Origin of the sequence: Beijerinckia sp. 28-YEA-48, assembly GCF_900104955.1 — a bacterium.
In the GTDB taxonomy this organism is placed as follows: domain Bacteria; phylum Pseudomonadota; class Alphaproteobacteria; order Rhizobiales; family Beijerinckiaceae; genus Terripilifer.
This window is the reverse complement of sequence record NZ_FNSI01000001.1, coordinates 3,703,716-3,723,595: the sequence shown is the minus strand read 5'-3', so window position 1 is coordinate 3,723,595 and position 19,880 is coordinate 3,703,716. Positions and strand designations below refer to the sequence as shown.

At 62.4% G+C, this 19,880-nt stretch carries 21 protein-coding genes; 15 read left to right on the top strand and 6 right to left on the bottom strand.

Going from position 1 to position 19,880, the window contains the following annotated elements; genetic code table 11:
- The first annotated feature begins 107 nt into the window (after positions 1-107).
- The 3 genes from BLW50_RS17520 to BLW50_RS17510 are packed head-to-tail and all read left to right on the top strand — an operon-like array spanning position 108 to position 2,765.
- Positions 108-890 carry an HpcH/HpaI aldolase family protein gene (locus tag BLW50_RS17520; RefSeq protein ID WP_090709285.1) on the top strand — a complete coding sequence of 261 codons (783 nt, stop codon included), beginning with the start codon at positions 108-110 and terminating at the stop codon, positions 888-890.
- A gap of 10 nt (positions 891-900) precedes the next feature.
- Positions 901-1,818, top strand: a complete 918-nt coding sequence (locus BLW50_RS17515; RefSeq protein ID WP_210186096.1) for a cupin domain-containing protein — start codon at positions 901-903, stop codon at positions 1,816-1,818.
- An 11-nt stretch (positions 1,819-1,829) separates the two neighbouring features.
- Complete coding sequence (locus tag BLW50_RS17510) at positions 1,830-2,765, top strand: DUF6282 family protein (RefSeq protein ID WP_090704821.1); 936 nt, start codon at positions 1,830-1,832, stop codon at positions 2,763-2,765.
- 281 nt (positions 2,766-3,046) lie between these two features.
- Here the strand turns inward: BLW50_RS17510 and BLW50_RS17505 are convergent, their stop codons facing one another.
- The 3 genes from BLW50_RS17505 to BLW50_RS17495 all read right to left on the bottom strand — a co-directional run bounded on the left by BLW50_RS17505 (position 3,047) and on the right by BLW50_RS17495 (position 6,105).
- On the bottom strand, positions 3,047-4,039 hold the full coding sequence (locus BLW50_RS17505) for a Bug family tripartite tricarboxylate transporter substrate binding protein (protein WP_090704819.1): 993 nt from the start codon (positions 4,037-4,039) through the stop codon (positions 3,047-3,049).
- 113 nt (positions 4,040-4,152) lie between these two features.
- Entirely contained in the window at positions 4,153-4,956 is an 804-nt protein-coding gene (locus BLW50_RS17500) for a DNA-binding transcriptional regulator (protein WP_170850218.1), read from the bottom strand.
- A gap of 75 nt (positions 4,957-5,031) precedes the next feature.
- Positions 5,032-6,105 carry an Ldh family oxidoreductase gene (locus BLW50_RS17495; protein ID WP_210186095.1) on the bottom strand — a complete coding sequence of 358 codons (1,074 nt, stop codon included), beginning with the start codon at positions 6,103-6,105 and terminating at the stop codon, positions 5,032-5,034.
- Between the two features lie 178 nt (positions 6,106-6,283).
- Between BLW50_RS17495 and BLW50_RS17490 the strand changes: the two genes are divergently transcribed.
- From BLW50_RS17490 to BLW50_RS17480, 3 genes are read left to right on the top strand one after another with little or no spacing between them, the layout of a single operon-like run.
- Positions 6,284-7,153, top strand: a complete 870-nt coding sequence (locus tag BLW50_RS17490; protein WP_090704814.1) for a fumarate hydratase — start codon at positions 6,284-6,286, stop codon at positions 7,151-7,153.
- The gene (locus BLW50_RS17485; protein ID WP_090704812.1) at positions 7,150-7,773 is read left to right on the top strand and encodes a fumarate hydratase C-terminal domain-containing protein; all 624 of its coding nucleotides are present in this window, start codon (positions 7,150-7,152) and stop codon (positions 7,771-7,773) included. The genes BLW50_RS17490 and BLW50_RS17485 overlap by 4 nt, the downstream gene beginning before the upstream one ends.
- A 36-nt stretch (positions 7,774-7,809) precedes the next feature.
- The gene (locus tag BLW50_RS17480) at positions 7,810-8,793 is read left to right on the top strand and encodes an NAD(P)H-quinone oxidoreductase (protein ID WP_090704810.1); all 984 of its coding nucleotides are present in this window, start codon (positions 7,810-7,812) and stop codon (positions 8,791-8,793) included.
- A 15-nt stretch (positions 8,794-8,808) separates the two neighbouring features.
- On the opposite strand, the gene BLW50_RS17475 is transcribed toward BLW50_RS17480, so the two are convergent.
- Positions 8,809-9,732 (bottom strand): LysR substrate-binding domain-containing protein, encoded by a 924-nt coding sequence (locus BLW50_RS17475; RefSeq protein WP_244544290.1) that lies wholly within the window; start codon positions 9,730-9,732, stop codon positions 8,809-8,811.
- 249 nt (positions 9,733-9,981) lie between these two features.
- On the opposite strand from BLW50_RS17475, the gene ligA reads away from it, so the two are divergent.
- The 7 genes from ligA to BLW50_RS17440 all read left to right on the top strand — a co-directional run bounded on the left by ligA (position 9,982) and on the right by BLW50_RS17440 (position 16,207).
- A complete protein-coding gene (gene ligA, locus BLW50_RS17470) occupies positions 9,982-10,380 on the top strand; it encodes a protocatechuate 4,5-dioxygenase subunit alpha (protein ID WP_090704808.1) in 399 nt (132 codons plus the stop codon).
- On the top strand, positions 10,373-11,233 hold the full coding sequence (locus tag BLW50_RS17465) for a class III extradiol dioxygenase subunit beta (RefSeq protein WP_090704806.1): 861 nt from the start codon (positions 10,373-10,375) through the stop codon (positions 11,231-11,233). Before ligA ends, BLW50_RS17465 begins: the two co-directional genes overlap by 8 nt.
- A gap of 33 nt (positions 11,234-11,266) precedes the next feature.
- Positions 11,267-11,929 (top strand): carboxymuconolactone decarboxylase family protein, encoded by a 663-nt coding sequence (locus tag BLW50_RS17460; protein WP_090704804.1) that lies wholly within the window; start codon positions 11,267-11,269, stop codon positions 11,927-11,929.
- A gap of 74 nt (positions 11,930-12,003) precedes the next feature.
- On the top strand, positions 12,004-13,014 hold the full coding sequence (locus BLW50_RS17455; RefSeq protein WP_170850217.1) for a Bug family tripartite tricarboxylate transporter substrate binding protein: 1,011 nt from the start codon (positions 12,004-12,006) through the stop codon (positions 13,012-13,014).
- Positions 13,015-13,080: 66 nt separating this feature from the next.
- A complete protein-coding gene (locus BLW50_RS17450; protein WP_244544289.1) occupies positions 13,081-14,136 on the top strand; it encodes an Lnb N-terminal periplasmic domain-containing protein in 1,056 nt (351 codons plus the stop codon).
- 211 nt (positions 14,137-14,347) lie between these two features.
- The gene (locus BLW50_RS17445) at positions 14,348-15,199 is read left to right on the top strand and encodes an alpha/beta fold hydrolase (protein WP_210186094.1); all 852 of its coding nucleotides are present in this window, start codon (positions 14,348-14,350) and stop codon (positions 15,197-15,199) included.
- A 36-nt stretch (positions 15,200-15,235) separates the two neighbouring features.
- Entirely contained in the window at positions 15,236-16,207 is a 972-nt protein-coding gene (locus tag BLW50_RS17440; RefSeq protein WP_090704800.1) for a Bug family tripartite tricarboxylate transporter substrate binding protein, read from the top strand.
- Between the two features lie 189 nt (positions 16,208-16,396).
- Here BLW50_RS17440 and BLW50_RS17435 read toward each other — a convergent pair whose 3' ends face one another.
- Positions 16,397-17,359 carry a Bug family tripartite tricarboxylate transporter substrate binding protein gene (locus BLW50_RS17435; RefSeq protein ID WP_090704798.1) on the bottom strand — a complete coding sequence of 321 codons (963 nt, stop codon included), beginning with the start codon at positions 17,357-17,359 and terminating at the stop codon, positions 16,397-16,399.
- Between the two features lie 10 nt (positions 17,360-17,369).
- The gene (locus tag BLW50_RS17430; RefSeq protein WP_090704797.1) at positions 17,370-18,161 is read right to left on the bottom strand and encodes an alpha/beta fold hydrolase; all 792 of its coding nucleotides are present in this window, start codon (positions 18,159-18,161) and stop codon (positions 17,370-17,372) included.
- 217 nt (positions 18,162-18,378) lie between these two features.
- Here BLW50_RS17430 and BLW50_RS17425 point away from each other — a divergent pair, with 217 nt between their 5' ends.
- Together BLW50_RS17425 and BLW50_RS17420 are read left to right on the top strand one after the other, a co-directional pair.
- Positions 18,379-18,996: a glutathione S-transferase family protein gene (locus BLW50_RS17425; protein WP_210186093.1), complete on the top strand. Its 618-nt coding sequence runs from the start codon at positions 18,379-18,381 to the stop codon at positions 18,994-18,996.
- Positions 18,997-19,011: 15 nt separating this feature from the next.
- Positions 19,012-19,854 carry an amidohydrolase family protein gene (locus tag BLW50_RS17420; RefSeq protein WP_090704795.1) on the top strand — a complete coding sequence of 281 codons (843 nt, stop codon included), beginning with the start codon at positions 19,012-19,014 and terminating at the stop codon, positions 19,852-19,854.
- The last annotated feature ends 26 nt before the right edge of the window (positions 19,855-19,880 follow it).

The window sequence follows — 19,880 nt, the reverse complement described above, 5'->3', positions numbered from 1 at the left end:
GAGCCCAACTCCGGCTGCATTCCATCTGGTGAAACATAGTCGCGTCGGCCGTCCGTCCGGCCGGCAGACGTGAAAAATAGCGGCATCCTTTTTCATTGATGGTGCCGATGACCAGTCCCGCCCAGTCTTCCTTTCGTCGCCGCCTGTTGAACCGCGAATGCCTGGTCGGCAGTTTCATCAAGACGCCGACCAGCCATGCGATCGAGATCATCGGCGGCGCCGGCTTCGATTTTGTCGTCATCGACCAGGAGCATGCGCCGTTCGACCGGAACGCGACCGATGTGTCGCTGCTGGCCGCATGGGCGGCGCAGGTGGCGGGCATCGTGCGCGTGCCGGTGCTGTCGGCCGATGCCATTCTCTCGGTGCTCGATTGCGGCGCCGTTGGCGTGCTGGCGCCCCATGTGGCGAGCGTCGCCCAGGCCGAGGCGCTGGTCGCCGCCTGTCGGTATCGCCGCGGTGCCCGTGGTTTCTCAGGCGTCACCCGCGCTGGTGGCTATGGCGCCGGCAAGATGTGGAGCCTGGTCGATGGCGCCGATGCGAGCGTCGCCACCATCGCCATGATCGAGGATCCAGCGGCGCTGGATGTCATCGATGCGATTGTTGCCGTTGAAGGGCTCGACGCGGTGTTCATCGGCCGGGGTGATCTCACCGTCGCCTTTGGCGCGCCGACCCGCGATGCGCCGGTCGTGCGCGATGCGGTCGATGCGATTATCGCCGCCGCCAAGAAAGTCGGCAAACCGGTCTGCGTCATGGTCGATGGCGCCGAGGAGGCGGCCGATTTCGCCGCCCGTGGCGCCAGCGCCTTCATCGTTTCGTCCGATCAGGGATTTCTCCGGAAGGCGGCGGCCCAGGCCCTGGCCGAGATGTCCGCCTTGAAAGTCGCCAGCTAGGGAGAGAATGATGGCCTTCCATGCCGAGGATCCGCGCGCCAAGCTAGCGCCTGCGCCCGCAGCCAAGGCGGCGCCCGTGACAGCTTTCGCTGGCGCTGACTATGCCCGCTTTTATTCAGAGCCACCGCAGGACAACGAGCCGCTGGTTCGCACCTGGTATGCGCGTGGCCAGAATTTTCTCGTCGCTTTCTCCGACGTCAAGGCCGGCGCCAAGCTGACGCGCCAGGGCCAGCCCGACGAATATTGCGTGCTGCTGCCCGATGCGCGGACAGGCGCCAGCCTCGCGGCCGGCGCTGAGACCGTTCAGACGCCAGGCTATTCCATTGCCTTCATCCCGCCGGGCGATTCCGAAGTCGTCGCCGCCGATGACGGCCGCATCATCCGGATTTTCTCGACAGCGGCGGAAGACCTCGCCGCCCGCTGCGCCAACGCGGCGTCTTATGCTGAGCCGCATCCCAATGTGACGCCGTTGCAGGCCTGGCCGCACCCGCGCGGTGGCTGGAAGATCCGCCGCTACAGTCTGGAGATTGCCGGTGGCGAGGGCCGCTTTGGCCGCATCTTCCGCTGCACCACCTTGATGGTGAACATGCTTGATCCCAGAGACGGCGTGCGCGACATCGCCAAGCTCTCGCCGCATCATCATGACGATTTCGAACAAGGCTCGTTGGTGATCGACGGCGCCTATATCCATGACATCCGCTGGCCGTGGACGCCGGATATGCGCATCTGGCGCGACGACGAGCATGAGTTTATGGCCGCCCCGTCCTTGACGGTAATCCCGCCGCCATCGGTTCACACCTCGCGATCGGTCGTGCCCGGCTTGAACCAGATGATCGACATTTTCTCCCCACCACGTCTCGATTTTTCGAAGAAGGCCGGCTGGGTGATCAATGCCGATGATTATCCGATGCCCAACGAAACTGTTTAACGGAGGATCCCATGACGACCACGAAACAACCCCATCCGCGCGCCGCTGAAATCGAAAAGCTCCTGGTCGGCGCCATCGATCTGCATTGCCACAGCGGCCCCGCCGCCATGCCGCGCATTCTCGATCATCACGATGCGATGATGGATTGCGCCGAGGCGAAATTCCGGGCGTTGCTCTACAAAGATCATTTCTATCTCGGCACGCCGCACGCTATCATTCTCGAGAAACTGGTGCCCAATACCGGCGTCAAGCTGTTCTCGGGTATCGTGCTCAACAATGCGTCGGGCGGGTTCAATCCGCATGCGGTCGATCACGCCATCAAGATCGGCGCCAAGCAGGTGTGGATGCCGACCCTGTCGGCCAAGAACCATATCGATGTATTGGCGGCGGGTACCGTGAAGACCTTCCCGACGACCGCCAAGAAAATGCTCGAGCCGATTCCGCTGACGGTGTTTGGCGCCGACGGCAAGCTCATCGACGAGGTGAAACAGATTCTCGATCTCATCGCCGAGGGCGATATCATCCTCGCCGGCGGCCATCTTGGCACCGCTGAAATCTTCGCCGTGTTCGAGGAAGCCAAGGCGCGCGGCGTCAAGAAAATGCTGGTCAACCACCCGACCTATAAGGTGAACAGCATCAACGATGCCGACATCCGTGGTCTTGCGGCGCTCGGCGCCGTGATGGAACATTCGATCTGCATGTTCGTCGAAGGCGGTTCAAAGAAGTTCGAGCCGGCGGAACTGAAGCGCGTCATCGACCTGGTCGGCACCAACAAGACGGTTCTGTCCTCCGACCTCGGCCTGCTCAATGCGCCGCGCCCGGTCGACGGCTATCGGGAAATCGTCGGCCATCTGCTCGATCTGCAGTTCACCGATGCGGAGATCAAGGCGATGACCGGCGACAACGCCGCCGCGCTGCTCAACCTGGATGCCGAAACGAAGCACTAACAGGATACTGAAAATCCTGGGTGTCATCCCGGACGCCGCAGGCGATCCGGGATCCAGGGGCGCGTGACGAGTATTGCTTGTTGTGATGTGCTGAAGCGCGCGCGGTATTGAACGCTGTACCGCTCGCCCCTGGATCCCGGATCACGCTGTGCGTGTCCGGGATGACACCCAGGCTTCGGGCATTCTCTATGTCCCACCGCGCGCCCTTCGGTACGCACTAAGCACAAACAAAAAAGCGCGCTGGCTCCCACCAGCGCGCTTTGTCTTGAGACCGTTCGCCGTCAATCGAGGGAGATCGAAGCCGCTTTCACCACTTCGGCCCATTTGGCGAATTCACTGGCCTGCGCCTTGCGGATGTCCTCCGGCCCGCCACCGATGGCACGCATGCCGACCTTTTCGAGCTGCGCCTTGCCCTCGTCGCTGCGCACCCAGGCGATGGCGGTCTTGCTGAGCTGTTCGACGACCGGCTGCGGCAGACCCTTGGGGCCGACAAGCGCGAACCAGGACGCCGCGTTGAATCCGGGCAGGCCGGATTCGCTCAGGGTCGGCACGTCAGGCAGTTGCGGCGCGCGTGCATCGGCGGTCACGGCCAGGGCGCGCACGTTGCCGGCTTTCGCCAGTTCAATATAGGGCTGCAAGAAGTCGATCGCCACATTGACGACACCAGCCGTGACGTCGGCGGCCAGCGGCGCCGAGCCGCGATAGGGCACATGCGTCATGGTGAAGCCAGCCGAGCGTTGCAGCAATTCGCCGACCATATGGCCCATCAGGCCGTAGCCGGGGCTGCCAAATGTCAGCTTGCCGGGATTGGCTTTGCCATAAGCGATCAGTTCGGCCAGCGTCTTCGCCGGCACGGACGGATGCACCGCGACGATCACATTGACGTCGCCGATCAAGGCGATCGGTTCGAAATCCTTGGTCGGATCGAAATTCATCGACTTGTAGAGCAGCTTGTTGGTGGCCAGCGGCCCTGAGCTTGAAACGAACAGGGTGTAGCCGTCGGGTGCCGCGCGCGTCACCATGCTGGCGGCAAGGTTGCCGCCCGCACCGGGGCGATTGTCGATGACGAAGCCTTGTCCGAATTCGGCGCGCAGCTTCTCGGCGAGGAAACGCGCGACGACGTCGGTCGAAGCGCCGGCTGGGAACGGCACGAACATCGTTACCGAGCGCGCCGGCCAGCTTTGCGCGAAGGCGTTTTGTGCCAGCAGGCTCGGTGCCAAGGCACCGGCGCCAACAAGCGAAGCCGCGAAAGCGCGGCGAGACATAAGCGGCATAAGACCCCTCCTCAGGACGCCCTGAGCGTTTCCATCGAAACTCAATTTGCTCTTGGGCGCGTTACCGGCGCGACGATGGCCGCTCGCGTCGTTTCAGGGGCAGAAACCAGCGGTCATTTCTCATCCTGAAACGCACCGGGCAGCGGCGCGAGCAATTGTTCGAGCTGCGCCTCGATATTGGCGGCCGCTTTCTTCAGCGGGTGGATGATTCGGGCGCGGTCATCCGGCGTGCTGACGACCGAGCGGAAATAGGTGACGCCGAAGGTGGCGACCACGCGCTCGCCTTGCATCAGCGGCACGGCGATGGTGTCGGAATTGCGCGGCTCGACCAGGGCATCGCGATCCGTATAGCCGCGAAACCGGGCCTGGCCGATCAGGCGCTCCAATTCCTCATCGCCCAGCGCATGATTTTCAGGGTCGGACGATGCCCGCATGGCGGCGCGCAGAATCGAGCGCTCCTCTTCCGGACAGAAGAGAAGATAAGCCCGGCCGAGCGCCCGCCCAGCCAATGTCAATCGACTGCCAAGGGTGGCGTGGAAGGGCGAGATCGGACTATCGGGAATGGTGCTGTAGCGAACGACCACCGCGTCGCGATCCAGCAGACAAACCGCGCAAGGCCATTTGATCTGCGAGGTCAGCGCTGTCGCCCAAGGCCGTGCCGCCTCGATCACCAAAGGCGCGCCGTGAAAGCCGGCGCTCAAACGCTGAACAGCTGAAGTGACTTGATATCCCCGCATCCGTTCATCGCGCACCACATAGCCCGTCGCCATCAATGTTTCGAGCAGGCGAACGATGGTCGGCTTGGGGATGCCGGTGCGCTTATGCAATTCGCCAACCGTCGCCAGGCTGGTGCGATTGACCTCGGCCAACAGCTCCAGCGTTTTGACGACGGAATGAACGGGATGAAACGACAGCACATGTGCACCAGGATTGATCGAGCGGAACGCATCGAAAATGTGATCGATCCCGAGGAAAGACCCAAGCGATCGATCCTAAGATGTTTCGCCGCTGTTAGAAACGGCAGTTGTTTTGCTTTGCGCCGCGCAGGCCCGCAGGGCCGCCAACGTTCCTGCGTCGATGTGAACCGCCGTTTGCTGCGTTGCGGCGGTTCGCCATTTCATTTCGCCAGGGGCGCGGATGGCGGCGTTGCCCGGCGCGCGACGGCCGTTGCGGATGCGCTCGCGTTCCGCCTGGGCGCGCTCGAGCAGGTCGTCGGCGCCAAAGGCCGCCGGGTTCAAGGCGATGAACAGGAAAGCGCAGTCATTCGGCCGTGTGGTATCGCCATAAAGTGCATTGATTTCGCCGCCGACGGCGCCGCCGGAGAGCAGGCCGCAGGCCATGTCGATCGCCAGGGCCAAGGCGAAGCCTTTCGGGCCGCCGGTCGGCAGCAGCAGGCCTTTGATCGCTTCGGCAGCACTTGTCGTCGGCAGGCCATCGGCCGTCACCGCCCAGCTTGCCGGGATCGGTTCGCCGCGCTGGTGATGATGGCGGATGCGTCCGAGGGCGCCTTCGCTCATCGCCACGTCAACGACAATCATCGGCTCATCGGCGGTGGGAATGCCAATGGCGAGGGGATTGTTGCCGACCACCGCTTCGGCGCCGCCGGGCGCCGGCATCAGCGGCCGGGTGTTGGCCATGGCGATCCCGATCATGCCGGCGCGCGCCGCCTGGGCGACATAGCGTCCGGCCGCGCCGAAATGAAAGCCGCGCCGCACCGCCACCGCGCCGATGCCAAACTTGCTTGCTTTCTCGACGGCGAGCGTCATCGCCTGTTCGGCGGCGAGATGGCCGAGCATATGGCGCGCATCGAGCACCGCGACAGCGCCGTGATCGCTGACCGCTTCGGCCTGATCATGGAGCGAGACCGAGCCCTTGCGCATCCGCTCGATATAGACGGGCACGTGCAGCAAGCCATGCGACTTGAGCCCCTGCTGCTCGGTTTCGACCAGCGCCTGGGCGATGCGGCTGGCGCCCGCGGCGGAAAGGCCCGCACTGGCAAACAAGGCTGCGACCTCGGCGGTCAGTTCGGCGACCGACAACGGCGCGGTATTCAATTGTGACGACAAAATCGCTCCCTCCATGGCAATTGGCCCGCGCGGAAGATAGGCCGGCGGCGCGCCGCCATGGGTGACTCCGGTGTTATTTCACCTGTCGAAACGATAACGGCTTTTGGCGGCGGCGCAACCGCGCCCCGCTACAGGTGGCGGCACTTGCAAGGGAACGAACTGCCGGGGAGCGGGCCGGATGGCGATCACCTATGATCTGGTCAAGGACGTGACGGCCAATCTCTACAATTGGTCGCTGCGTCGCATTCCGGAAACCTCGAAAGCGAAGCTGCGCGAAGCGATCACCACCGAGACGGTGCCGCACGCGCGCGAAACTTTGGCCCTGATGCTGGCCAGCGCCGAAACGGCCGAAAGCACCGGTCGCTTCCTGTGTTCGGATGCCGGCGTGCCGAGCTATACGATCAAGATCGGCGCTGGCGTGCGCATGGAAGGCGACATTCGCCAGGCGATCGTCGATGGCTTCGAACATCTGGTCGAAACCATCCAACCGCCGATCATGCGCTTCGTCACCAACCCGCTGACCAATGAGCGCAGTTTTAAAGGCAAGGACATGCCGCTGGTCTCTTACGAGCTCATCGGCGATGTCGACTATATGGATATCACCTGCGCCCCCAAGGCGCTGGGTGGTGGCCGCTGGGCGGCGATCGAAACCCTGGTGAGCCCAAGCCTCGAAGAGATCGAGCGTTGTATCCTGGAAATGGTGATGCGCGCTGGCGGTCAACATTGCCCGCCCGTGGTCATCGGCGTCGGCATCGGCGGGACCTTCGATCACGCGGCGAAACTGTCGAAGGACGCTACCTTACGGCCTTTTGGCGAGCCGCATCCCGATCCGATGGTCGCCGGCATGGAAGAGCGCCTGACCCGCGCGGTCAATCAAACGGGCTTTGGCCCGATGGGCTGCGGCGGCGCCACGACCACCTTCGGCGTTCATATCAATTATGCCGCGGGCCATGGCTATACGCCCATCGCCGTCTCGTTCAATTGCTGGATCAATCGGCGCACCCGGGCAAAAATCTATAATTCCGGCGTCGTGGAGCGGATCGAATGAACACGTCATCTCTGCGCCGCCTGCGTCTGCCGCTTTCACCTGCCGAAGCCCGCACCTTGAAAGCCGGCGATCTCGTTCTGCTCGATGGCGAAGCGGTCGCCACCGTCGGCATGCCAACGCAAAAGCGCATGGTGGCTGAAATCGAAGCCGGGCGCGAGATGCCGCTGCCCATGCGCGGCGGCGCCTTCTTCCATATGGGCGTGTGCTATGACGAAGAGAACGGTCGCCCGACGCGCATGCATTATGTCAATCCGACCACGTCGAGCCGCTTCAATGCTTTGATGCCGACCATGATCCGTGGCCTCGGCCTCACGGCGCTGGGCGGCAAAGGCGGCCTGTCGCGCGACAGCGTCGAGGCCATGCGCGAGGTCGGCTGCATTTATTTCTCCTTCGTCGGCGGCGCTTCGGCCTTGCTGAGCCAAGGTGTCGAGAAGGTCACGGACGTCGCCTGGACCGATCTGATCATGCAGTTCCGTCTCAACCAGATCCAGCTCTCGGGCTTCGGCCCGGTGACGGTCGCCATCGATGCCCATGGCGAATCGATCTACGAGCGCTTGTTGGTTTCAGCGCAGGCGCGCTTGCCGGAGATCCTGGCGTCTCTTGGTCCTTCCTCTTCCTAAAACAAGTTCTGCCTCTTCTTAAAACGAGACCTGTCGATGAAAGCGATTGAAATCACGCGCCCCGGCGGGCCCGAAGTGCTGGCCTTCTGCGAGCGGCCGATGCCCGTGGTCGGTCCTGATGACGTGTTGATCCGGGTTAAGGCCGCGGCGGTGAATAGGCCTGACGTGCAGCAACGTCGCGGTCTTTATCCGCCGCCGCCCGGCGTCACCGATCTGCCGGGGCTTGATGTCGCCGGCGTCGTCGAACAGGTTGGCGCCAATGTGAAGCAGCCACAGGTTGGCGATGCGGTTTGCGCGCTGGTCAATGGCGGCGGCTATGCGGAATTCTGTGCCGTTCCGGCGGCGCAATGCATGCGGTTGCCGCACGGCGCTGGCTTCGTCGAAGCGGCGGCCTTGCCGGAAGCCTTCTTCACCGCCTGGAACAATGTGATCTGGCTTGGTCGATTGAGTGAAGGCGAAACCCTGCTGGTGCAGGGCGGCACCAGCGGTGTCGGCATGGCCGCCATTCAATTGGCCAAACACTTGCGCGGCGCGCGCGTCATCGCCACCGCCGGCACGACCGAGAAACAGCAGAAGTGCCGCGAGATCGGCGCCGACATCACGGTCAGCTATCGCGGCGATTGGGTTGCCGACATCGTCGCCGCCATCGGCAAGGAAAAGGTCGATGTGGCGCTCGACGGCCAGGCCGGCCCCTATACGGAAAAGCAATTGCAACTGCTGGCGCCCGATGGGCGGGTGGTGCTGATCGCCAGCCATCTGGGCGAGATGGCGGAGGTCAATGTGCGCAACATCGTCCGCCGTCGCCTCACCTTGACGGGCTCAACCCTGCGGCCACGTCCCGCCGCCTACAAGGGTCGTATCGCCGCTGAGCTTGTCGAACAGGTCTGGCCGCTGCTCGAAAGCGGCCGTATCCAAAACCACATCTGCGCCACTTATGATTGGCGTGATGTGCGCGACGCCCATGCCTTGATGGATGCGGGCGAGCAGGTCGGCAAAGTGGTGCTGCGGGTGGACGCGTAACGCCTGATGAGGGGGCTACGGGTCGGTGGCCATCGTTTGGAGAATCCATTCCCGAAAGGCCACGAGCGGCGGATAGTTCTCATGGCCGATCGGATAGGCCAGATAGTCGCCGCGCGTCTCCGAGACGATCACATCGAACAATTGCACGAGCGCGCCTGATTGCAGTTCAGGCCGCGCCATGAAGGTTGGCACGATGGCAAAGCCAAGGCCCGACGCAGCCGCCTGGATGACCATGGTGAACTGTTCGAATTCGAGTTCGGGATGCGCCGGCGATTTCGCCAGGCCATGGGCATTGAACCATTCGGGCCAGGCCTGGGGGCGCGAGCGGTGGCTGATCAAGGTGGCGCCGAGAAGGTCTTTCGCTTCCTTCGGCTGAAACGCCTGGAGCAAGCGCGGCGCGGCGACGACGGCGATCTCATCCTTGCGCAGCAGATGCAGCTTGGCGCCAGGCCAGACCGGATCGCCGAAGTGGATCGCGGCATCCAGCTCCTTCGATTCGAAATCGAACGTGCCGGGCAGGCGCGAATTGAACAGAACGGTGATGCCCGGATGGGCGGCGATGAAGCTCGACATGCGCGGAATGAGCCAGCGCGCGCCGAAGGTTGGCAGGACGCTGAGGCGCAGATAACCGCCACCATGCTGGAACGTCATGGTCTCATTGGCGGCCAGCCGCAGCCGGCGTGTCACATCGCGCATGCGTTCGGCGAAGAATTCGCCGGCCGGCGTCAGCACAACCCGTTGCCGCACCCTCTGAAACAGCGCGACGCCTAAAGCCGCTTCCAGCTGCGCGATCTGCCGGCTGACGGCGCTTTGACTGAGCGAAAGCTCTTCCGCCGCGCGCACGAAGCTTTGCGTGCGCGCCGCCGCTTCAAAGGCGACGATACCGCGCAGTGAGGGAAGCGACCGCCGCTGGAAAGCCATATGTTGCGATTTTTGCATCAACTTCATGAGAAAACGGCGCTTGTCGGCCTGCCTCTATCTTCCCATAGTCTGAGACAAATCGGGAAGAGACGCAAATTTTGGGAGAGAATCGCTTTCCCGAATGTGCGTGATGGTGCATTCGGCCGCCTTTCGCGCCAACGAGATCATGCGTGTTCCGCACTATTTGAGCGCTGCGGAGCGGTTCTGCGAAGACGGGAGACGAGGCGTGGGTGGCCGAAATGAACGAAGAAAAATGGGAGATGTCGTATGACAACCTCTGCCGACGCCTTCAAGGACATCCCTGGAACCACGCTGTTCGACGGCGAACAGTTACGGCGAGGCTATCAACTCAATAAGTTTCTGTCGTCCCTGCTGGAGGCCGAGAACCGGAAGGCCTTCAAGGCCGATCAAGCCGGATATCTGGCGACATTTCCGATGACGCAACAACAGCGCGAAGCCGTGCTGGCGCGCGACTGGTCGCGCATGCTGGATCTCGGCGGCAATATTTTTTGCATGACCAAGCTTGCTGTCGTCGATGGAACGCCTTTCCAGCGCGTGAACGCCATCATGTCGGGCATGTCCGACAAGGAATACGTGGACATGATGAATGCCGGCGGTCGTCCCATGGGTGACATTCGATCGAAAAAGGACAGCAAGATTGGCTAAGATTGTCGGAGGACTCTGCACCTCCCATGTGCCGCTTCTCGGCCGCGTCATCGATGGCGGCAGAACCGACGAGCCTTACTGGCAACCCATTTTCAAAGGCTACGAACCGACCAAGAAATGGCTGGAGGAGATCAAGCCCGATGTCATGATCGTGATCTACAACGACCATGCGAACGGCTTTACGTTCAAATATACGCCGACATTCGCGATCGGCTGCGCCGATGCGTTCAACCCGGCGGACGAGGGCAACGGGCCTCGCCCTGTTCCCGTTGTGCAGGGGCACTCTAAGCTCGCTTGGCACATGACCGAGTCTCTCGTCCATGACCAGTTCGACATGACGATCATGAATGAGATGGATGTCGATCACGGTCTCACGGTGCCGCTGTCGCTCGTCTGCGGGCAGCCTGACGCCTGGCCCTTCAAGGTTATTCCGATCTGCGTCAACGTCATTCAATATCCGCAGCCGACGGCGGCACGCTGCTATGCGCTTGGCAAGGCGCTGCGCACGGCGGTTGAATCCTTCGACGAGAATCTGAACGTCGTGATCGCCGGCACCGGCGGTATGTCGCATCAGATTCATGGCCCGCGGTCGGGCCTGATCAATCAGGAATTCGACAATTATTTTCTCGATAAGCTGACGACGTCGCCAGCGGAACTGGCCGAAATTTCGCTCGCCGAATACGTGCGGGAAGTCGGCGCCGAAGGTATGGAAATCATTATGTGGCTGACGATGCGCGGGGCGCTCGATGACGCTGTCGACGTTGTGCATCGCTTCTATCATGTCCCAGCCATGAACACGGCGGTCGGCAACCTGGTCCTGCGGAACGCGAATGCACAGAACGCCGCGGCGTAAGAATAATAGCAGCTTAAATGGGTGAGGAATTCGATGTCAGATGTGCAATCAGCTGGGCCGGAAGCCGTCATGAAAGTGCCGGAGAAAAAGACATCGCTGCCTCCGGACGTTTATCCCGAGTCGCGATCACGGTTGCCGTTGGTGAAGCGTGAAAATTTAGATGAAAGCGGCCAGAAAGCCTATGACGCGATCGTCGATCCCAACAGCCGCCTCAAGGCTCAACTCATAGGCCCTGCGGGCATCTGGCTGAACGTGCCGGAATTGTCGCCGCACATCCGCGAGATCAATTGGTTCCTACGCAACAAATTTCCGCTCGATGCGAAGTTGACCGAACTGATCATTCTGACGACGGCACGAGAATCCGACGCCCAAATCGAATGGGCGGCGCACGAGCCTGCGGCGCTCAAGGCCGGTCTGGACCAGAACGTCGTCGATATTGTCAAATACCGGCGGCCCATCAAGGATGTCGCGCCGAAGGAAGCCGCCATTATTCAGTTTGCGCGCGAACTTCTCGGCGATAATCACCTCACCTCGGAAACCTATGCTGAGGCGCTGAGGCAGTTCGGCCAGAACAATCTCGTCATGATGGTTCTGCTGATGGCGAATTATTCGCAGACGGCGATCATCCTGCACGCTTTCGATCAGCAATTGCGCCCGAATATGACGCCGCTTCTGCCGGTTGCGGATCATCCGTAACGGCCAGGGGTGAAGCGCAATAATTAACAATGGCGCTGCGCTGCAAGAGTTTAAAACGATTTGGGAGGACTACAATGACAACATCTGGCTTTCTACGACGGGATTTTGCGTCTGCCGCACTTTCAATGTTCGCCGGCATCGTAGGATTGGCACTGACCGCTGGCATGGCCCAGAGCCAGACGCCGACTTGGCCAACCAGGCCCATACGGCTCGTGCTTCCCTTCGCGCCGGGTGGGCCGACGGATGTGGTGGCCCGCATGACGGCGCAAATCCTCCAGGAGGGATTGGGGCAGGCGGCCATCGTTGAAAATCGGCCTGGCGCTGGCGGCGCCACGGGCGTCCGTTCGGTCGCGCAAGCGGAGCCTGATGGCTATACGATTCTGATGGGCAGTGTCGCCACGCTGGCCTCGGTGCCCGCCGTCCAAAAGAACGCGGGTTTCGATCCCAATAAAAGTTTCGCCCATGTCGTGCGGCTGACGACGAGTTCAACGCTGCTGATTGTCCCCGTTTCCCTGCCGGTGAACACGGTCGCCGATTTCGTCGCCTATGCGAAGGCCAACCCCGGCAAGCTCAACTTCGCGTCGGCCGGCTATGGCAACCAGACGCATTTGAATGTCGAGCTGTTCAAGGCCAAGACGGGAATCGGTCTCACCCATGTTCCCTACAAGAGCGGTGCGGAAATGGTGACCGCACTGCTCGCGAACGATGTCCAACTGACATTTTCCGATATCTCCGTCATCCTGCCCCTGGTGGAAGACAAGCGGGTCAAGGCGCTCGCTGTCGCCTCCGAGCAACGCACGCCGCTTCTTCCTGATCTGCCGACCGCGATAGAAGCGGGCGTGCCCGATTTCACCACCGGCTTTTGGACGGGCCTTTCGGTGCCTGCGGGCACGCCGGCAGCGATCGTCAACCGGATCAACAAGGTCGTCGTTGAGGGATTGAATGCGCCGAATGTGCGCGCCGCACTCATCAAGATGGGCTCGACGCCGAGCCCAACGACGCCAGAGGAATACACCGATTTCGTCGCTGCCGAAGTTGTCAAATGGGACAATCTCGTCAAACAGGCGGGCATCAAGCTCGATTGAGTAGCGCTGCGACTATCGCTCAAGGCCGCCGGTGGATATACGTTGCCCTTCGAGAGTAGCGCAGGAATGGCGCTGCTTCCTCCTCATGGAATGATGTTGGGCAAATTGGGGCATTCATCCACCGGCCGCGTTTGGCGCGGCATTCTTCGTGGTCTCGGCAGTTTTGCTATTGTGCTGACGGCTGGCTGGGGCGCGTTGGCGCTTTGGTATCAGTTCCCAGGGGCGCCGGTGGCCAAATGGACGGCGGTGGCCGTTTGGGCGTTGCTGGCCCTTGTCGCTATCGTCACCTTGGTGCTGGGCCAGCGCAAACTGCCGCTGCTTTATCTTGCCGCCCTTGCGGCGCTATTGCTTTGGTGGGTCAACATCACGCCGCGCAATGATCGGCTCTGGGCCGATGATGTCGCCAGGGCGACACGGGCCGAGGTCGACCCCGGTAATCCCGACATCGTGCGGCTGACCCAGGTGCGCAATTTCGATTGGCGCAGCGAGACCGATTACACGCCGCGGTGGGAAGCGCGGACTTATGATCTGTCGCGCCTGGCCACGGTCGATCTCGTTCTGTCTTACTGGTCCAGCCCCGCAATCGCCCACACGCTCGTCTCCTTCGGCTTTGAAGGCGGCGACCACGTCACCTTCTCGGTGGAAATCCGCAAGCAGAAGGGCCAGGAGTTCTCGGAGATCGGCGGCTTCTTCAAAGAGTTCGCATTGAGCCTCATCGCCGCCGACGAGCGCGATATCATTCGCCTGCGCAGCAATGTTCGCAAGGAAGACGTGTATCTCTATCGCATCGGCCTGACGCGTCCGGCCATGCGCTCGCTCTTCCTCTCTTATGTCGACCAAGCGAACAGCCTTGCCGAAACGCCGCGCTGGTACAATACGGTGACGGCCAATTGCACCACCATCGTCTATGAAATGGTGAAGCGCATCGTCCCCGGCCTGCCGCTCGATTATCGCCTGCTGTTCTCAGGCTATCTGCCCGAATATGTTTATGACGTTGGTGGCCTCGTGCCTGGCCACAGCCTGGATGAGCTGCGCCGCAGCGGGCGTATTGCCGATCGTGCGATTGCCGCTGATCGCGATCCGCATTTCTCGCAGGCGATCCGCGCCGGCATGGTTGACTGACAGGCTGGACCGGCAGGGTTGACTGACAGGCTTGACTGGCTTGCACGTGCCGGTCAGGCTGGCCGTCTCCTGCTGGTTATCCTGCGCGCGGTTCTGAATTTCCCTCGCGGCTCCCTCCATTTACAAAGATCAATTATATAGGTTATAGCCTATTAGGGAGCCTGAGAGTGGACCAGCCTGTCTGTTGGATCGCCGGGCGGGAGAGGGAGGAATGCCAATGTTTCGACGCCGGGCAGGTGCCATGCTGGCCGCGTGGATATGCGCCGCGACAGCCGTTGCCGCGCAGGACGCGCCGCGCACGCGCACCATGGTCGAGGCCGGTGCAGCCAAGATCGACGTGATCGCCGAGGGACGCGGACCGCTGATCGTCATGCTGCCGTCGCGCGGGCGCGATTCCGATGATTTCGACGCTGTTGCGGCGGGCCTGGCCAAGGCCGGCTTTAGGGTCGTGCGGCCGCAGCCGCGTGGTGCGGGCGCGAGCACGGGCCCCACGGAGAACGTCCGCATGCAGGACCTTGCTGCCGATGTCGCCGCCGTCATCGCGCAAGAGAAAGCCGGTCCCGCTGTGATCGCCGGCCATGCCTATGGCAATTGGGTGGCGCGCATGGTGGCGACCGATCATCCGCAACTGGTGCGCGGCATCGTGCTGATCGCCGCCGCCGCCAAAACCTTTCCCGATGAATTGCGCGCGGTGGTGCAGCAGGCGGGCGATGTGAAACTGCCGGATGAAACGCGGCTCGTCGCGCTCAAGCGCGGCTTCTTTCTGGCCAACCATGATGCCTCCGTCTGGCTGAAGGGCTGGGCGCCGGCGGCGAACAGGATTCAGGGCGCGGCGTCCACAGCCACGAAACAGGCCGAATATTGGAATGGCGGCGGCGTGAAGATGCTCGATCTCGTGCCCGACAGCGATCCGTTCAAGCCGAAAGAGAAATGGAACGAGAGCCGCGATGAGTTCGGCGACCGCGTCACCGTGAAAATCATCCCCAACGCCAGCCATGCGCTGATTCCAGAACAGCCTGCGGCGGTGGTGGAAGCGATCGCCAGTTGGGTGAAAGATTTGTGAGGGCGCGCGAGCGCGAAGAATAGCAGGAGGGGAAATATGAAGCCGATTGTTTCAAGCCTATTCGCCGCGATGCTGGTCGCCTGTGTCGTTCCTACGGTTCAAGCGCAAGACTATCCATCCAAACCGATCAAACTGATCGTGCCATTCGCGGCCGGCGGCCCGGCCGACACGGTGGCGCGTGTGTTCGGTGAAAGACTGTCCCATGTCGCCGGCCAGTCGGTGGTCATCGAAAATCGCGGCGGCGCCGGCGGTATGACCGGCATCGCCCAGGTGGCGAAGGCGGATCGTGATGGCTATACGATCGGCATCGCAAGCTCCGGCACATTAGCCCTCAATGCCGCCCTCAAACAGCCGATGCCCTACGATCCGCTGAAGGATCTCTATCTCGTAACGCAGGCGGTGTCGGCGCCGGAGCTGCTGGTGGTTGGCCCTGCTGTTCCGGCCAAGGACTTCAAGGAATTTGTCGCTCTGGCGCGGGCCAACCCGGGCAAGCTCAATTTCGCCTCGTCGGGCAACGGCGGCATGCCGCATCTGGCCGCCGAACTTCTGAAGATCGCCACCAAGACCGACATGGTGCATGTGCCTTATGTGGGCGCGGCGCCGGCGGTGAACGATCTGCTGGGCGGTCACGTACAGCTGATGTTCGCTGACGTGCCGGTATTGCTCGGCGCCGTGCAGGGTGGCCAGCTGCGCGCGATCGCCGTCGGCAGCAAGAACCGCGTGCCACTGCTCGCCGACGTGCCAACGACCGCCGAGGTCGGCGAGCCGGACGTCTTGGCGGACAATTGGTACGGCGTCGTCGCGCCGGCCGGTCTGCCTCCGGCTTTGGCGCAAAAGCTTTATGATCTGAGCATCGCCACGCTGCGCTCACCCGACGTGAAGGATCGCCTGGAGAAGCAGGGCCTCGGCGTGGTCGGGAGCACCTCGGCTGAATTTTCAGCCTATGTCCGCAGCGAAATCGAGCGCTGGGGCAAGGTGGTTGAGGTCGCCAACGTCAAGATCAACTGACGCGCCCGCCGAAGCCTTTGTGTCATCCCGGACACGCGCAGCGTGATCCGGGAACCAGGGGCGTGTGGTATCATGTGTAGAAAAATAGCTGCGGTGCAGCGACTTTCGAGATTTTGACGTTTGCTCCTGGTTCCCGGATCACTTGCTGCGCAAGTGTCCGGGATGACACCACGATGCGTTATGACAGCTTCAAAATTTCAGTCCCATCTCGCGCACGATCGGCTCCCAGGTCTGCCGCTCGCCTTGCAGATATTGGCGCGCTTGATCGGGTGAACTGTCGACCGGGCTCATGCCCTGCTGGTCCATCCGCTCGATAAAGCCTTTATCGGTCTTGGCGGCTGTCAAAGCCGCGTTCAGCCGCGCGACGATATCCGCCGGCATGCGGGCTGGCGCCAGCAGAACAGAGAAGTTGCGCGAGATCAGGCCTGGATAGCCTTCTTCGACCGCATTCGGCACATCGGGCAGAAGGTTCGAGCGGCGCGTGCCGCCGATGACCAGCGCCGTCACCGCCTTTGAGTCGACGAAGGGCCGCAAGGTGGCGATATCGCCGAAGATCATCTGCAATTCGCCGGAGATCACGTCAGGCACGGCGGCACTCGTACCGCGATAGGGTACATGCACGGTCCTGATGCCAGTGGCGCGGTTGAGCAGTTCAGCGGCCAGATGCGGCGTCGTGCCAATGCCGGCCGAGCCATAGTTCAGTGCGCCCGGTTTCGTCTTGGCATAGGCGACGAACTCTTTGAAAGTCTTCGCTGGCAGTTTCGACGAGATGACCAGCACCTGTGGCGATTCCGCGATCACGCCGATCAGCGTAAAATCTCTCTCCACATTGACGGTGGCCGGATCGGCGCTCGGCGCGATCACCAGCGGTCCTGGCGAGCCGAGCAGCAGCGTGTAGCCATCGGGTCGGGCGGTGCCGACATAGCGCGTGCCGACGAGGCCGCCGGCGCCAGGCTTGTTCTCCACCACGACCCCTTGGCCGAGCTGTTTCGACAAAGCCTCCGCCGTCGAGCGGCCAGCGATGTCGACGGGGCCACCCGCCGCATAGGGCACGACTAAGGTGATGGGACGACTCGGATAGTCCTGCGCCGCAGCCGGCACGACGACAGCCGTTAGCGCCGCCACGAAAATGGCGCCTCTCCACATGGGCATTCTTTCCTCCTTACGATTTATGATTGATGTCGTGCATCCAGGCGATGACGGCGCGCGTCACAGCTTCCGGCTGTTCGGGAATGAGGGCATGGCTGGCGTTGCGCACCAGCGCGACGCTGACGCGCTCGCCGAACTCCTCGCGCATTTCAGTGCGCCGTTCGGCCGGCTTGAACGGATCGAACTCGGCTTGCAGATCAAGCAGCGGGCCGGTGCCGCCTGACCAGTAAGTGTCTTGCGCTATGGCGGCGCGCGCGGCGCGCTGCGGCGCCTGCATATGCGGGTGCCAGCCCGAGAGCCAGGGTGTCGGATCATTGCCCGGCGCGAAGAACGCCTTGCGCAAGGCGGCGAGACGCACGTCATCGGGCAGGGACGGATCGCCAGCTTCCGTCACGGCGCGCGACAGTTCCGCCGGATAGGTCTTTGCCGCCGAGGCCGCGACGACAATGCCACGCACCGTCGCTGGAAAGGCGACCGCGAGTTGGCGCGCCACGTAATGTCCGAAGGCATGGCCAAGGACGACGGCGGGGCCGGCGTTCTCAGCGGCGATCACTTCGGCCACATCCTGCGCCAGGTCGCGCAAGGTGATGCCTTCGAGCGGTCCCTGGCTGTCGCCAATGCCGCGCGGCTGCGGCCGCAACACGCGATAGCCGGCTTGCGCCAGCCCCTCGGCGACAGTGTCGTAATCGTCGGAATCGCGGGCTTGCGAGGGGAGGAGAGCGATCAGCGGCCCCTGGCCTTCGGCGCGCACACGGATGGTTACCTCGCCAGCGCGATGCAGATATTCCTCACGGACCCCGGACACGGCGTCTCCCCGTTGGTGTGCTCACATTGCATTGGCCGATTAGGCGGTATATCAGACCTAATAATATAGGTTTATGATTTTTGTAAGAGGATATTTGTGGCGTTCGTCGACGACGTTTTATCGACGACGTCTGGCTGTTCCTCTCCGGGTTCAATATCAATCGGATGTCCCTTATGACCTCGCCCTCTCGCCATTTTAGCCCAAGGTCCGGCCGCCCATGATGAAGCTGCATTGGTCGCCGCGCTCGCCCTATGTGCGCAAGGTCATGCTGGCCGCCCATGAGCTGGGCCTGGCCGAGCGCATCGAGCGCCTGCGCACGGTCGTTGCCATGTCGTCGGCCAATGCCGACCTGATGCCTGAAAATCCGTTGAACAAGATTCCAACCCTGGTTCTCGAAGACGGGCGCGTTCTGTTCGATTCCTACGTCATCATCGAATATTTCGATCAGATCTCCGGTCGCCGTCCGCTGATTCCGGCCGGAGGCGATGCGCGCATCGCGGCGCTGCGCCTGCACGCGCTTGGCAACGGCCTGCTCGATATTCTGATCCTGGCCCGCAACGAGCGTGATCGGCCCGCGGGGGAGAAATCGCAGAAGCATATCGAAGCCTTCGCCTTCAAGCGCGCGGCGGTCTTGCGCCATCTTGAAGCGGAGGTGGATACATTCGCCTCCGACAGCATTGGCATTGGCGAAATCGCCATTGGCTGCGCACTGGCCTATAGCGATTTCCGCTTCGCGACTGAGCCCTGGCGCGTTACGCATCCGCATCTTGCGCGCTGGCACGAGACCTTCGAGGCCCGCCCTGCGGCGCAGGCAACGCAATTGCAAGACGGCTAAAAGGTACGGTTAAAGATGCTGTCTGTTCCCGCCGGCGCCTGCGATTGCCACTGCCATGTCATCGGGCCAACCCAGCGCTTCGCTCAGGCGGCCTTCTCCGGCGATATTCCAGAGGCTTGGCTCGATCGCCATGCCGCGGCACTCAAGACGATGGGCCTGTCGCGCGCGGTGATCGTGCAGCCATCGTCTGTCTATGGCTTCGATGATGCGGCCTTCCTTGACGCTCTGCGGGCAAGACCCGAGGCCTATCGCGGTGTCGCTATCGCCGATGCAACGGTGAGCGACGCGCAACTGGAAGCCTGGCGCGCGCTCGGCGTGCGCGCTTTGCGTTTCGTCGAAATCAAAACCGCCACGGGCGGCCGTCTTCCCGGCAGCGTCGGCTTCGACGATCTAGCGCGGCTCGCGCCGCGCCTGCGCGCTTTCGGAATGCACGCGCATATCTGGGCCGATTGCGAAACCATCGTCGGCCAGGAGACGCGCCTGCTTTCGCTGGGCATCGACATCGTGCTCGATCATATGGGCAAGCCGAATGTCGAACGCGGCGTCGATGATCCTGCCTTCCAACGTCTCTGCGCGCTGCTGTCTGAAGGGCGCCTCTGGGTGAAGCTGGCGCTCTGCCGCAATTCCCGTGTGCTGCCCGACTATCCCGATCTGCGGCCGTTCCACGACGCGCTGGTCAAAGCCAACCCGGATCGCCTGCTGTGGGGATCGGACTGGCCGCATCTGCGCATGGGCGACATGACGCCCGATGTCGGCCAACTGATCGGCCTGTTGCTCGACTGGATCGGTGATGAAGACCTGGCGCGCCGCATTCTGGCCACCAATCCGACCCGGCTGTTCGGCTTCGCGCAAGTCTGAAGGGTGAATGCCTGAGGGGTGCGGGC

What these genes read in the sequence shown, in the direction of transcription:
- BLW50_RS17520 (WP_090709285.1), top strand. Translation starts at nt 108, where the DNA reads ATGACCAGTCCCGCCCAGTCTTCCTTTCGTCGCCGCCTGTTGAACCGC.
- BLW50_RS17515 (WP_210186096.1), top strand. Translation starts at nt 901, where the DNA reads ATGGCCTTCCATGCCGAGGATCCGCGCGCCAAGCTAGCGCCTGCGCCC.
- BLW50_RS17510 (WP_090704821.1), top strand. Translation starts at nt 1,830, where the DNA reads ATGACGACCACGAAACAACCCCATCCGCGCGCCGCTGAAATCGAAAAG.
- BLW50_RS17505 (WP_090704819.1), bottom strand. Translation starts at nt 4,039, where the DNA reads ATGCCGCTTATGTCTCGCCGCGCTTTCGCGGCTTCGCTTGTTGGCGCC.
- BLW50_RS17490 (WP_090704814.1), top strand. Translation starts at nt 6,284, where the DNA reads ATGGCGATCACCTATGATCTGGTCAAGGACGTGACGGCCAATCTCTAC.
- BLW50_RS17485 (WP_090704812.1), top strand. Translation starts at nt 7,150, where the DNA reads ATGAACACGTCATCTCTGCGCCGCCTGCGTCTGCCGCTTTCACCTGCC.
- BLW50_RS17480 (WP_090704810.1), top strand. Translation starts at nt 7,810, where the DNA reads ATGAAAGCGATTGAAATCACGCGCCCCGGCGGGCCCGAAGTGCTGGCC.
- BLW50_RS17475 (WP_244544290.1), bottom strand. Translation starts at nt 9,732, where the DNA reads ATGCAAAAATCGCAACATATGGCTTTCCAGCGGCGGTCGCTTCCCTCA.
- ligA (WP_090704808.1), top strand. Translation starts at nt 9,982, where the DNA reads ATGACAACCTCTGCCGACGCCTTCAAGGACATCCCTGGAACCACGCTG.
- BLW50_RS17460 (WP_090704804.1), top strand. Translation starts at nt 11,267, where the DNA reads ATGTCAGATGTGCAATCAGCTGGGCCGGAAGCCGTCATGAAAGTGCCG.
- BLW50_RS17455 (WP_170850217.1), top strand. Translation starts at nt 12,004, where the DNA reads ATGACAACATCTGGCTTTCTACGACGGGATTTTGCGTCTGCCGCACTT.
- BLW50_RS17450 (WP_244544289.1), top strand. Translation starts at nt 13,081, where the DNA reads ATGGCGCTGCTTCCTCCTCATGGAATGATGTTGGGCAAATTGGGGCAT.
- BLW50_RS17445 (WP_210186094.1), top strand. Translation starts at nt 14,348, where the DNA reads ATGCCAATGTTTCGACGCCGGGCAGGTGCCATGCTGGCCGCGTGGATA.
- BLW50_RS17440 (WP_090704800.1), top strand. Translation starts at nt 15,236, where the DNA reads ATGAAGCCGATTGTTTCAAGCCTATTCGCCGCGATGCTGGTCGCCTGT.
- BLW50_RS17435 (WP_090704798.1), bottom strand. Translation starts at nt 17,359, where the DNA reads ATGCCCATGTGGAGAGGCGCCATTTTCGTGGCGGCGCTAACGGCTGTC.
- BLW50_RS17425 (WP_210186093.1), top strand. Translation starts at nt 18,379, where the DNA reads ATGATGAAGCTGCATTGGTCGCCGCGCTCGCCCTATGTGCGCAAGGTC.
- BLW50_RS17420 (WP_090704795.1), top strand. Translation starts at nt 19,012, where the DNA reads ATGCTGTCTGTTCCCGCCGGCGCCTGCGATTGCCACTGCCATGTCATC.